The sequence below is a fragment of the Algibacillus agarilyticus genome, from assembly GCF_003286125.1.
GTDB lineage: Bacteria > Pseudomonadota > Gammaproteobacteria > Enterobacterales > Alteromonadaceae > Algibacillus > Algibacillus agarilyticus.
The window spans coordinates 12,646-25,865 of record NZ_QMED01000010.1 but is presented as its reverse complement, the minus strand read 5'-3'; the positions used below and the strand labels follow the sequence as shown (position 1 = coordinate 25,865).

Annotated in this window: 10 protein-coding genes; 3 read left to right on the top strand and 7 right to left on the bottom strand. The window is 39.1% G+C overall.

Going from position 1 to position 13,220, the window contains the following annotated elements:
• Positions 1-2: 2 nt before the first annotated feature.
• From DPX34_RS09665 to DPX34_RS09650, 4 genes are all read right to left on the bottom strand, one after another.
• On the bottom strand, positions 3-953 hold the full coding sequence (locus DPX34_RS09665; RefSeq protein ID WP_269815519.1) for a prepilin peptidase: 951 nt from the start codon (positions 951-953) through the stop codon (positions 3-5).
• Entirely contained in the window at positions 953-2,191 is a 1,239-nt protein-coding gene (locus DPX34_RS09660) for a type II secretion system F family protein (RefSeq protein ID WP_111978221.1), read from the bottom strand. The genes DPX34_RS09665 and DPX34_RS09660 overlap by 1 nt, the downstream gene beginning before the upstream one ends.
• A gap of 153 nt (positions 2,192-2,344) precedes the next feature.
• Positions 2,345-4,042, bottom strand: a complete 1,698-nt coding sequence (pilB, locus tag DPX34_RS09655) for a type IV-A pilus assembly ATPase PilB (protein WP_111978220.1) — start codon at positions 4,040-4,042, stop codon at positions 2,345-2,347.
• A gap of 103 nt (positions 4,043-4,145) precedes the next feature.
• Positions 4,146-4,658 (bottom strand): pilin, encoded by a 513-nt coding sequence (locus DPX34_RS09650; protein ID WP_111978219.1) that lies wholly within the window; start codon positions 4,656-4,658, stop codon positions 4,146-4,148.
• Between the two features lie 222 nt (positions 4,659-4,880).
• Here DPX34_RS09650 and DPX34_RS09645 point away from each other — a divergent pair, with 222 nt between their 5' ends.
• Positions 4,881-6,617, top strand: coding sequence for a PglL family O-oligosaccharyltransferase (locus DPX34_RS09645; RefSeq protein ID WP_111978218.1), 1,737 nt, complete (start codon positions 4,881-4,883; stop codon positions 6,615-6,617).
• A gap of 96 nt (positions 6,618-6,713) precedes the next feature.
• Here the strand turns inward: DPX34_RS09645 and nadC are convergent, their stop codons facing one another.
• Together nadC and DPX34_RS09635 are read right to left on the bottom strand one after the other, a co-directional pair.
• Positions 6,714-7,565, bottom strand: coding sequence for a carboxylating nicotinate-nucleotide diphosphorylase (gene nadC / locus DPX34_RS09640; protein WP_111978217.1), 852 nt, complete (start codon positions 7,563-7,565; stop codon positions 6,714-6,716).
• 68 nt (positions 7,566-7,633) lie between these two features.
• Positions 7,634-8,167, bottom strand: coding sequence for a retropepsin-like aspartic protease family protein (locus DPX34_RS09635; protein ID WP_111978216.1), 534 nt, complete (start codon positions 8,165-8,167; stop codon positions 7,634-7,636).
• 13 nt (positions 8,168-8,180) lie between these two features.
• On the opposite strand from DPX34_RS09635, the gene ampD reads away from it, so the two are divergent.
• Together ampD and ampE are read left to right on the top strand one after the other, a co-directional pair.
• Positions 8,181-8,741, top strand: coding sequence for a 1,6-anhydro-N-acetylmuramyl-L-alanine amidase AmpD (gene ampD, locus DPX34_RS09630; RefSeq protein WP_111978215.1), 561 nt, complete (start codon positions 8,181-8,183; stop codon positions 8,739-8,741).
• Positions 8,742-8,849: 108 nt separating this feature from the next.
• A complete protein-coding gene (gene ampE, locus DPX34_RS09625) occupies positions 8,850-9,692 on the top strand; it encodes a beta-lactamase regulator AmpE (RefSeq protein ID WP_111978214.1) in 843 nt (280 codons plus the stop codon).
• A 359-nt stretch (positions 9,693-10,051) separates the two neighbouring features.
• Here the strand turns inward: ampE and DPX34_RS09620 are convergent, their stop codons facing one another.
• Positions 10,052-13,219, bottom strand: a complete 3,168-nt coding sequence (locus tag DPX34_RS09620) for an efflux RND transporter permease subunit (protein ID WP_111978213.1) — start codon at positions 13,217-13,219, stop codon at positions 10,052-10,054.
• Between the last annotated feature and the right edge of the window lies 1 nt (position 13,220).

Genomic DNA, 13,220 nt, shown 5'->3' with positions numbered 1-13,220 from the left:
GCTTATAAAAAGTGAGTAACGTAATATTGAATTAAATCATCACGCCAGTAAAAAGCAATCCAGCCGGCAATGGCCAAATAAGGGCCAAAGGGTATAGCTGTTGCGCCATTTTCATTTTCTTCTGCTTTATTTGCTGATTGGGTTTTAAGAATAATAATACCTAAAATAGCGCCAACAAAAGATGAAATTAATATGATAGGTAATAACGCTTGATACCCCATCCAAGCACCTAAGGCCGCGAGTAACTTAAAGTCACCGTAACCCATGCCTTCTTTGCCGGTTAATAATTTGAATAACCAAAATATTGACCACAACGACAAATAACCGATAACCGCACCAATCACGGCATCGTTTAAATTAACAAAGGTTGCTTGAGTATTAACCAAGAGCCCTAGCCACAATAAGGGCAAGGTAAGTTGGTCTGGCAATAACATGGTATCAAAATCGATAAAGGTCATAGCAATCAAGCAAAAAGTGAATACTAACGCCGCCACGGCTGCAAACGAATAGCCAAAATGCCAAGCTGCAAAGCCACCCATTAAACCGGTAATTAATTCAACAACTGGGTAGCGCATGCTAATGGGGTTAGCGCAGCTAGCACATTTGCCACGTAAAAATAACCAACTCACAATTGGAATGTTTTGCCACGGTTTAATCGCTTGTTGGCACTTTGGGCATGTCGAGTTGGGCACAACCAGGTTGTACGTTTCTGTTGCGGTATACGGGCGTGGTTTACTACTAGTTGATTTAGCGTTTTTGCTTTCTTTATCAGTCGATAACTCATCGGCTAATAATTCACGACAATCACAATACCAGCTTTTCTCTAGCATTTTAGGTAAACGATGGATAACCACATTTAAAAAGCTGCCCATCATCAAGCTAATCACAGCCAGTGTAACAACCCAACTAGTAGGGTGTTGCTCAAACATTAAGTTTATATTATCAAGTATCATTAGCTAACAATTTTACCCATTTGGAATATTGGCAAGTACATCGCGACAATCAAACCACCAATTATGACACCTAAAACGGCCATTAGTATGGGTTCTATAAGTGCAGATAATCCATCTACCGCATCATCAACTTCGGCTTCATATATATTGGCGACTTTATTGAGCATGTCGTCTATTGCGCCAGATTCTTCACCTATTTGCACCATTTGTACAACCATGGGCGGGAACAAATTGGTATTTCGCATGGCTAAATTCATTTGCATACCGGCAGATATCTCACTTTTAATACTCAAAATGGCTTTACGATATACCGCGTTACCCGATGCGCCCGCGGCTGAATCTAAGGCTTCAATTAGTGGTACACCGGCCGCAAAAGTGGTTGCCAATGTTCTTGCAAAACGAGCTAAGGCCGCTTTATTTAAAATCATACCCACGATGGGCAGTTTAAGTAGCAAGCCATCCAAACTATCACGTAATTTACGTGAGCGTTTGTATGTGCGTAAAAAGAAATAAATCCCGATCCCGAGGGCAACCAATATCTTGGGGCCATGCGCTTGTAATGCTTCAGACATACCGATAACAACAAGGGTAAAGGCCGGTAATTCAGCACCAAAACTAGAGAAAATCGTTTTAAATTGTGGTACAACAAAAACAAGTAAAACGACCGTAACAATACCCGCAATGCTCAAAACAGCAACAGGGTAGGTCATGGCTTTTTTAATTTTGGATTTTAAGGCTTCACTTTTTTCTTTATAAGTTGCGATCCGATCGTATATACCTTCTAAAGCACCGGATTGCTCACCCGCCATCACTAAATCACAATATAAATCATCAAAATGTAATGGATGTCGGCGCAAGGCTTCATTTAAAGGTGTACCGGCTGCAATATCGGTAATAACATCACTCAGTAGCTTTCTTACTGCGGTGTTTTCATGACCTTTAGAAATTAGCTCTACGGCTTGAACTAAAGGTACGCCCGCACTGAGCATGGTAGCGAGTTGGCGGCTTATAACGCAGATGTCAGCACTAGTGACTTTATCTGACCCTAATGAAAAAGATTTGGGTTTTTTCTTAACTAAAGAAGGTAAAATACCTTGTGCGCGTAATTGAGCACGAGCAGATGCTGCTGTATCAGACAGCATGTCGCCTGAAACTTTATCTCCACGGCGATTAACGCCTTTCCAGACATAGGTATCTTGCTGATTACTTGGCTTTTTCTTTTTTCTATTGGCCGCCATATATGAACACTATTATATGAATATTTTATAACGCTAACCCTAAAGCCAAACGCTTGAATTAGCAAATGTAATTTAATAGAACTGTTAGTTTTCAGTTTCTTTTTCTAAACGGCTTATATTATGCGTTTAGTGATATGAACTACTGCACTACGTTTAGTGGTTTGTCACTCGAGCAACTTCAGCTAAACTGGTCATGCCTTGCACAACTTTTCGAATACCTGACATTCTTAAATTGTCCACGCCTTCTTCAGTGGCTTTTTCTGCTATTTGAATTGAATTGCCGTGTTCCATGATCATTTTACCAATAGCCGGGGTAATAGGCATAACTTCGTAAATACCCACTCGACCCTTGTAACCCATTGAACAGAGATCACAGCCTACGGGTTTATATAAGGTTAATCCTTGCAACTGTTCGGGTTTGAAACCAAAATCTATTAATTCTTGTTGTGGCGGAACAATATCTTCAGGTACTTTGCAGTGTTTACATAAACGACGAGCAAGACGTTGAGCGATGATAAGCGATACTGAACTGGCGATATTAAAGGCAGGTACGCCCATATTGATCAAACGTGTTAAGGTTTCAGCGGCCGAGTTGGTATGTAAGGTCGACATAACTAAGTGACCTGTTTGCGCTGCTTTAATCGCAATTTCGGCGGTTTCTAAATCTCGAATTTCACCGACCATGACAATATCTGGATCTTGCCGTAAGAATGAACGCAATGCATTGGCGAAGGTTAAATCAGCTCTTACATTTATTTGAACTTGATTAATGCCTTCTAGATTTATTTCAACCGGATCTTCTGCTGTCGAGATATTACGCTCTTCAGTATTTAAAATGTTTAACCCGGTATATAGAGATACCGTTTTACCGGAACCGGTAGGTCCTGTTACGAGTATCATGCCTTGCGGTTGTTCTAAGGCGCTTAAATAATGTTGCTTTTGCTCTTCTTCGTAACCCAAAACATCGATACCTAACATGGCACTGGATGAATCTAAGATACGCATTACAATTTTTTCGCCCCACATGGTAGGTAACGATGAAACACGAAAATCGATGGATTTTTTCTTAGATATTTTTAATTTAATACGACCATCTTGTGGTTTACGTTTTTCAGCAATATCTAAACGCGACATGACTTTTAAGCGCGCCGCTAAACGTGATGATAAATTAACCGGCGGGCTTGCGACTTCTTGTAATACGCCATCAATGCGAAAACGAATGCGGTATTTATATTCGTAAGGTTCAAAATGTAAATCGGATGCGCCTTTTTTTATGGCATCTAATAAAATCTTATTAATGTAAACAACAATAGGCGCATCATCTTTATCTTCTGCGTCTTTTTCGTCTTGGGATTTCTCTTCGGTAACTTCTACCCCAATAAGTTCTTCTTCATCAAAATCAGAGAGCCCTAAGCCATCATCATGATCAAATATACTGTCGATCGCTTTATGCAGTTGCGAGGCTTCCACGCAGATAAAATCGGCAGAAAAGCCGGTGCTAAATTGAAAGTCTTCTAATGCGGCATAATTTTGCGGATTAACGGTGGCTAAAAATTGAATACGACCGCGAGTAAATAACGGTAAACATTGATGTTTATGGATTAATTTTTCGTTGAGCTTTTCTTTATTAATTTGTGAAAGGTCAATTTGGCTGATATCGCAATAAGGCACTTGGTGTAAACGACTTAAGCTTTCGGCTATTTGCTGCTCATTTGTATGGTCATTTAAGCGGCATAAAGCTTGAATGAAGTCGATACCGGTTTTAACGTCTTCCATTTGGCTGATTTTATCTGCCAACACAGCGTTGAGTTGACCACTACTGGTTAATGAATGTATGAGGTTTTTTTGCATTGTTATAAATAAGCCGTTTATTCCTTTTGTATAATGTACACCGAGTTAGTTAAAGATACAAAAAAAGCGACCGGAGTCGCTTCAACAACTAAATTATAGAAAATTATAAAGTAACGGTTTTTGTAAGAGCACAAGTATTAGCGATAGTTGCAGCTACAGCGCCTGAATCACTTTCAACTGTCATGTTACTTGCAATTTCAGATTTAGCCCAAGTAATCTGACCTGCACTTACAATTGGTGTTAAAGTGATAGTGTAATCAGCAGTGCCTGCACCTGTTGCTGCTGCCCCACGTTCAGATGAAACTGTAATAACACCGTTATTAACGGCAGCACATCTAATTGTAGAACCCGCTAGAGCAGTTGAAACCGCAGAAGGGATACCTTGAGCCCCTGAATCACAAGCGTTAGCATTAGCTACACCCATTGCTTGTTGCTTTACTAAACAAGCAGATGTTGATTTTTTTAACGCTTCAGCTTGTTGTTTTGCTTCGGTTGAACGAGCTGAATCAAAATAATCATTATAAGCAGGTACTGCTACAGCAGCTAGAATACCAATGATCGCTACAACGATCATTAATTCAATTAGGGTAAAACCTTTGTTTAGTGATTTTTGCATTATATAATACTCCAATAATAATATTTAGGGCGATACTACATGTGTAAGATGAATGTTTTCTTACACTCCGCCTGTTTCCGTTCAACTATTTGAGTTTGAGTTAGACAGACGTTAATTTTAAGATTAGTCTATAACGAAAATAACTACAAGAAATATAATTGACCCTATGTACTTTGTTTTAATGAAACAAGGGTTGCTATTTTTTATTAAGGGAACAACTTGTTGAAGCAAATTCAAAAAGTAAAACTTATACTGTTGCCACTAATTATATCTTTAGGGCTTTTATCTCATTTTCCTTTAGCTAACTTCTCCGGTTCAGCCCTAAATATATTTGTTAACATTATTACCTGGTCTGGTGTCGCATTGTGCTTTTTTATTTTAGTCTTTATTCATCAAGTCATTGCCGGAAGAATACTTTATAAGCAAGACTCTTTTTTATTAATAGGTGTCGGGCTTCTTTGTGTTGCTACTTTAATTAATGTAACGGTTCTGAATGAACACGCTTTACTGTTGTTGGGTATATTAGCTGGTTTTTTTATCTTTTATTTATTTAGGCAATTTGCTACGCCTCATAAACATTATATCTTGTTTTTTATTTTGTGTATTTTGTTGTTAGGCGGTGTTATTGAAGTTGGGATCAGTTTGTTACAAATTAAACTACAGCTTAATAATGAAAGCGGCTGGGTTAGAATGGGTGTACATGTGCCTGTTGGTGCTTTTGGTCAACGTAATGTCTTATCATCTTTTTTAGCGACACAAGCTGCTTGTATATGGTTTTTAGCTGCACGATTTCGCAGTTTAATGGGACAATCTGGCTGGAATCTTTTTAATGTTTATAGTTGTCTTTGTTTTACTTTAACAGCATTTGTATTGGTTTTTGCTGAATCATTAACCGGGTATATAACTTTTATTGTTGTTTGTCTGTTAGGCTATATAAACACTAGGAAGATCAAATTAAAAAATACTTATGTGCTGTTTATTCTATTGGGGGTTGTTGGTGCTATTCTTATTAAAAGTAACTATGGTACTGAGCATGCAGATAAATTAACAAGTGCCAATACACGTCTCCAAACTTATAGTGATTCCATCGAAATAATTAAAGCAGCTCCTATTTTGGGTTATGGTGTTGGATCCACCCGAAAAGCAATGCTTGATGTTATGTATAATATTACAGAAGAGGAAAAAGCTGATCGTTGGTATTATCAGGATCATCAAATGATGTCACATCCACATAATGAAGTATTATTTAGGTGGGTTGAAACTGGCGTTTTAGGTGTAATTGGTTTGTTGCTGGTCTTTGCTTTTTTAGTAAAAACGATTTTTGATGTTAATCGTTCTAAGCAACTTCTATTTATAGGTTTATTTTTTCCGGTTTTGTTCCACAGCTTAGTGGAGTTTCCTATGTATATTTCGGCGTTGCATTATGTTTTTTTTATTATATTTTTAGCGTTAGCCAGTGCTTATGGTGCATCAAGTAAGTCATATATTAATATGCCATCAGCTGTAAATCATATATTTAAACCTTTGGCATTACTCTCTGTTTGTTTTATGTTTATTGTTTGGCAGGGCTTTAGTTATGTTTATACATTTAAAACGACGGGTAAGTTAGAAGCGCAATGGTTGGATAATATTTGGTTTGAAGCACCTTTTAGTCGAAATATAGCCTATTATCGACAATATATCCGCTCTCTCGAAGGTGGGCTTGGCCAAGATATTGAACAAAAAAAGGAATTTGTAGCTAATAGTGAAGCATTTCTTTCATTGTATCCTTGGCGTAATGAGCTTGAAATGACGATCCGTTTTCAGCTTGATTTAGAATTATATGACGATGCGCTTAAAAATATTGATAAAGCACAAGCCTATTACTACAAAGATGACTGGAGTGAGTATAAGACGTTAGCTTTAGACAAAATTGCAGAGAGAGAGGAAAAATTGATCTTGGAAGCTGAGACGAAGTAAATATAGCGTAGTCATCCCGTTTTAATAAATAGGAAATAAACAATGATGTTTATTTCCTATTTAAAAATATACCCAGAAACTTTATATTGAGTGTAACTAAACCAACCTCAAACTCAAATCCACTGCTTTAACATGTTTAGTTAAAGCGCCGCACGAGATATAATCTACGCCGGTTTGGGCGTAACTAACAATAGTATTTAAATCGATGTCACCCGAGACTTCTATTTTTATTTGCTTGTTGGCGATATTAACGGCTTCTGCTATATCTTTAGGGCTGTAGTTGTCGAGCATAACAATATCGGCACCCGCATCGATTGCTTGTTGTAATTCATTATTATTTTCGACTTCGACTTCAACGGGTTTATTAGGCGCAATAATATGCGCTTGTTTAACCGCGTTACTAATTGAGCCGGCGGCGGCAATGTGATTTTCTTTTATTAAAAAGGCGTCATATAAACCAATGCGGTGGTTTTCGCCGCCAGCACATTTAACCGCATATTTTTGCGCCAGGCGCAGGCCGGGGATTGTTTTACGGGTATCAAGTAATTTTGTTTGGGTATGCGCTATTAAGTCGGTATAAGTTGCTGTTGCCGTTGCAGTGCCCGATAGCGTTTGTAAAAAGTTCATCGCGGTGCGTTCACCGGTTAAAATAACTTGAGCAGAACCGGTTAATTTACATAACAAGGTGTCTGCGGTAACTCTATCGCCATCTTTGACAAACCATTCAATGCTCACTTTATTTTCTGTTTTGCTGTTTAATTGCTTAAAGGTTTCATCTACCCATTCAGTACCACAAACAATACAGGCTTCTCGGGTGATTAAATTTGCGGTTGCTTGGTGGTTGGCGGGTATGAGTTGTGCTGTAATATCTAATTGTGCATCAAGGCCATTTAAGTCTTCTTGTAATGCGGTGGTAACTTGCGTAATTCTGGTTTGTTGTAAATTCATTTTGACTGGTTTATTTGATGCTATATGCGGTTATTGTAAATCATGGGCGCGGTGCGCCCAAGCATTAGCTAATAATATTTTAGGGTTAACGTGTCGCCCCGTTGGGTAAATTCAAGATGTTTTAATGCGCTCATGCCTAATAAAATGGCATCGTTGTCCATGTGTGGGTTTATATTGCCTCGTACATTGTGTAAAACAATATCACCTAGTTGCAATGTGTTTAGGTTAGTTTGGTATACCGTAACGCTACCGTTAGCCGTGTTTACTCGGCGCTCTCGACCATATTCTAAGCCAATTTTTTGTGCAACGTGCTCAGGTATCGATACATTGGTTGCGCCCGTATCAAGCAAAAATGTAACCAGTGTGTCATTTATATAACCATTCATTATGTAATGGCCTTGCCGATTACGCTGCAATACAACTTCAATATTGCCGTAGGCATCTTTATTACTTTGCGGTGCGCGATTCGGGTTATGTTTTTGCTCGATCGTGTCATCAAAAAATAAGGTTAATAATAGTAAACCGGCGATCCACGCGGCATAATGCATCCATTGACCCATCGCCTTGGTTTTGTCTTTAGGCTGAGGTGATTGTTCTTCCATTATTGAGGATCTCATGTTAACTAAAATTGATAAGCAACATCATATACTGAGTAGCGCCAGAGTTGAAGCGTCGTCCTTTTTCAATGAGCGTCCGGTAGAAACCGATATCAGCTTATTGGTGATCCACAATATTTCATTACCGGCTGGGCAATTTGGTTTGCCTTACGTTAATGATTTATTTATGGGGAGTTTAGATTGCACGGCTCATCCTAGCTTTTGTGATTTACAAGGTGTTGAAGTTTCAAGTCATTTGTTTATTCAGCGTGATGGTCAAATAACCCAATATGTGCCGTTTAATAAACGTGCTTGGCATGCGGGTGTTTCGGTTTTTGGCGATAAAAATAATTGTAATGATTTCTCAATTGGGATCGAGCTTGAAGGAACTGATTCAATTGCTTATACCGCAGCACAATACGATGCGTTAGTGGTTGCGACTCTAGCGATTATGCGCGCGTATCCGGCTATTTCACTCGATCGTATTGTTGGGCATTGTGATATCGCGCCAGGGCGAAAAACCGATCCGGGTGTTGCTTTTGATTGGCGTTTGTATAAATCACGCATTGCTCAACTTTAAAACCATGGCAATAATTAAAAAACTAACGTTGAAAACGGGCGCTTTTGTTATAACTTTAGGTATATAATCTTCAGCTCATAAATAGTTATGTATTAAACAAGGAAAATTATGATCTTGCTTAGCTTGCTAATCGTTATTTTTTTAGAACGTTCAAATACGGCCTCCGGTATTTGGCATTATCAATATTATTATCAACGTTATAATGATTTCATCCAATCTCGCCTAAATTTGTCATCTACATCGCGTGTTAATCAAAACACCTTATTGTGGGTGTTTATACCTGTTGTGGTAGTTGGCGCTATTCAAATGTGGCTTGGGGCAACTTTGTTTGCTTTGTTATTTGCTATTTTTGTTTTATATACCTGCATGGGCTGTACAGAGCAGCGAGCGGGTTATAAGCGTTATTTAGAGGCGGCTAATCGTGGCGATTTACAAGCTTGTGATATGCACGCACTCGCGCTAGGTAATGGATGTGAACAAACTAAAGCCAATGAAACATTAGGCCAAACATTGATTTGGATAAACTTTAAATATTACTTAGCGATTATTTTTTGGTTTGTTGTGTTAGGGCCTTGTGGTGCGATTTTGTATGTTGTTTCACGCACGTTGAATCATTTTTTAGCGCAGCAAGATGACTTATCACAAGCGTATGACGTTAATTTAAGATTAATGAAAATACTCGATTTTGTTCCGGTGCGTATTGCTGGGTTTGCCTATTTATTTGTGGGTAATTTTAGTCAAGCATTTCCGTTATGGATGAAACATTTATTAGATCTAGCCATCGAACCACGAGACTATTTAACGCAAGTTGCCGTGGCGGCTGAAGAAGTAGAAGCGCCTGAAAATGATATGCTAACTGAACCTTGTACGTTAGTTAAATTAGCTAAACGCGCTGTTTTATTCTGTGTGGCTTTGGTCGCATTATTGAGTTTAGCGGGTCTTATTCATTAATTAACGTATTTATTGATTCGTTATTGCCTTTTATAAAAATGGCCGCTGATAGCGGCCATTTTCTATAGTCTTCTCGCTCAGGTTTTATGGTTCATTGTCAGCGCTTACTCGCCCCAATCACATAATAGAGCATATGCTCATGGGGTCTCGAAGCTTGCCTGCATGGATGCAGGTAAGGGGCGAGAGCAGGACGCGGTAGCTTTGACGGCTTTGCTTACATGGATGTAAGTACTTAGGTTTCGTCTGGAACTAGAAACCTGCCCCTAAAACCCGATCGCTTTGACTATATTTAATAATCAAATGCTTGTTATATAAATACCCAAGTGACTCCAAGACGCTGCACTCAGTGGCAATAAACATTATACGTCTTCCTGTTTGCTTATTTTGTTTTCTGTTTTTTGTTCATACCGGCTAAACCAAGTGACTAAACTTTTACGTTGTTGGTTATAAAAGGTATGGGTTTTATGGCCTTGCCAATATAAAGCGGGGACTAATATTAACGTGACGGTTGAAGCGAGTAAAACGCCAAAGCCTAATGAGATCACCATCGGGATCAAAAATTGTGCTTGCCCACTTTTTTCAAACAAGATGGGCAGTAAGCCAACAAAGGTTGTGAGCGAGGTGAGTATAATGGCACGGAATCGATCTTGGCCTGCTCGTAATATTGCTTCTTTAGCTTTAACGCCTGCCGCGCGTAGTTGATTTATTCGGTCTAGCAAGACTAAGTTATCGTTAACGACAACCCCAGCACAGGCTAAAAACCCTAAAAATGACATCATACTGATATCTTGACCCAGTAATTTATGGCCGATTATCGCACCCATAAAACCAAAGGGTACGGCGGTTAAAATTAAAAAGGGTTCGGTATACGAACGAAAAGCTATCGCCATTAAAATATACACGGCAAACATTGAGAATAAAAAGTTACTGAGTAAGCCACTTTCAAAGCTCGCTTGAGCGCGTAAATTGCCATCTGTGCTTAATGTAAATCCAATAAATTGGCGTTGCCATTTAGGGAGGTATTGCTTAATCATTTCGTCAGTAATGAATTTGGCATCGTGTCCTTCTTTTACATCGGCGGTGATTGTAATATTGCGCTTGCGATCAACTCGTTGAATACGGGTGTAGCCGGGCACTAATTTTATTTGTGCGACTTCTTCAAGTGGAATTTCAATGCCTTCTTTAGTGCGTATTCGCATGGTGTTGAGCAAATCTAAATTAGTGCGGTCTGCTCTGGGGTAATTGAGCATAACGCGTACGTCTTCTTTACCACGTGGAATACGTTGGATCTCTTCACCAAAAAAACCTTGTCGGAGTTGGCGAGCTATTTCTTGTAAACTAATACCTAAATTATCAGCATAAGGTTTGAGTGCTAATTCAACTTCAATACGTTCTGATTCTAAACTGCTGCGAGTATTGATCACGCCTGGGTAAGCGCTTAGCGTTTCTTTTACCGCTTCAACCGCGGCTTGCTGATCGCTAAGCAGGTTAGAGTTAATGTTTAAATTTAGGGTTATATCAGCGGCCTCTCCACTAAAGCTAAACGCGAGTGAGTAATTTTTAGCTTCAGGTATAGGGCCTATTAATTCTCTAAAACGTTCACTGACTTGCTTTGCGCTAACGGTTCTTGTTTCGGGAAGCGCTAAACCAACAAAAATATTAGCGTTGTTTGTTGTTGCGGTTTTTTTTATTTCGGTTAAAAAATTTCCGCCATCGTTTAATTTGATTAATGTTTCATCGGTTTGCATTTCATGCGCGATTTTTTCTATGTGATTAGCAATGCGTAAAGCATCGGCATAGGCCGACCCTTCGGGTAAGGTTACATCGGCAATAATAAAGCTTTGTGGTACTTGTGGGAAAAAAGAGGAATTGATCCAACCGCCTATATAGAGTGAAACTGATAATGCAAAAGCAATCACAAATCCAGTGATGGTCGCGCTGCTTTTATTCAGCATTTTAACTAATGCCGGTTGATATAAGTTGTAAGCGAATGCACGGAGTTTATTTGAAAACCAGTTTCTAACAGCCGTGACTTGTTGAATCAATTTAAAGCGACTTGGTTTTTCAGGTTTTAAATGGGATAAATGGGCAGGCAATATTAAGAGTGATTCGATTAATGAAAATAACAAACAAAAAATCACAACGTAGAAAATAGATAAGGTATAAGGTTCAACTTCCATTGGCACATCGGCCATCGGTAAGAAAAATATCATAGTGCTTAAAACCGCTAAAAATACCGGTTTTACGACGCGTTGAGCGCCTTGTGTGGCACTTTGCGCGCCTGTTACGCCATCTTGTTGAACGGAATAAATGCTTTCACCTACCACTATTGCATCATCTACAACGATACCGAGCACCATAAGAAAAGCGAACATAGATAGCATGTTAATGCTAATACCGGCATAGGGTAAGAGCCATATTGCACCCGCAAAGGCGGTCGCAATACCCACGCAAACCCATATGGCTAACAATGGGCGTAAAAATAACATCAGAATAATAAAGACCAGTAATAAACCGCCCATTGCATTACTGGTTAATAAATTTAACCGACTATCGAATAGCTCACGCATTTCATAATTGATATTAATGTTTAACCCGGCTGGTAATATCTTTTGTTGGTCTTTGATGTAGTTTCGCGCGTTTTCAGTGCCGGCAAATAAGTCTGGTTGGTCGCTGATTAACGCTTGAAAGTCGATCGCTTTTTTACCTTTAAAGCTGACCTCTAAATCTTGATCGGCAAAAGCATCATTAATATTGGCGATATCGCCTAATTTGAGTTGTGTGCCATCGGCTAAACTTAAAACGGGGATTTGTGCGAAATCTTCACTGGTGTATGCTTGGCTTCGTGTTTGAACTTGCACGTTGCCTAGCTTAGTTTTAATGCTACCCGCCGGTAAATTGAGTGATGAATTGCGGATTGCTTGGGCGATTTGATCAAAAGTGAGGTCAAAGCGTTTTAAGTTGAATTCTGAAACTTCAATATTCATCTCTGCGGCTTTAGCGCCTCGATAAGTGACTTTTGATATGCCATCAAGTAGTGCCATATCATCGGCTATTTGTTGTGCTGTTGCTTTTAGCACTCGTGGATCGGCATCGCCGTAAAGTGTAAAAAACATCAAGGGTGTGCGATTAATGACTTGGCTGATAATCGGGCGTTCAACACTGCTCGGAAATGTATTAATGGCATCGACCCGTGCTTTTATGTCGTTTAAAACATCTTTGATGTTGTAGCCATCAATGATTTCAATGCTGACTCTACCGCCACCTTGATAAGCTTCTGATCGTATTTGAAAAATACCAACTAGATCGGCGATGGCTTCTTCGATACGCACGACAATTTGTTGTTCGACTTCACGAGGTCCTGCTCCTCGGTAACTCATTTGTACATTAACCATGTTTATTTCTTGCGCAGGAAAAACTTCTTTTTCAACGGTCTGTACGCCGACAAAACCACCAATTAAGATCATCAACATGAGTAAATTGGCTGCTACTGTGTTGTTGGCAAACCAATTGATTAAACCTTGCATA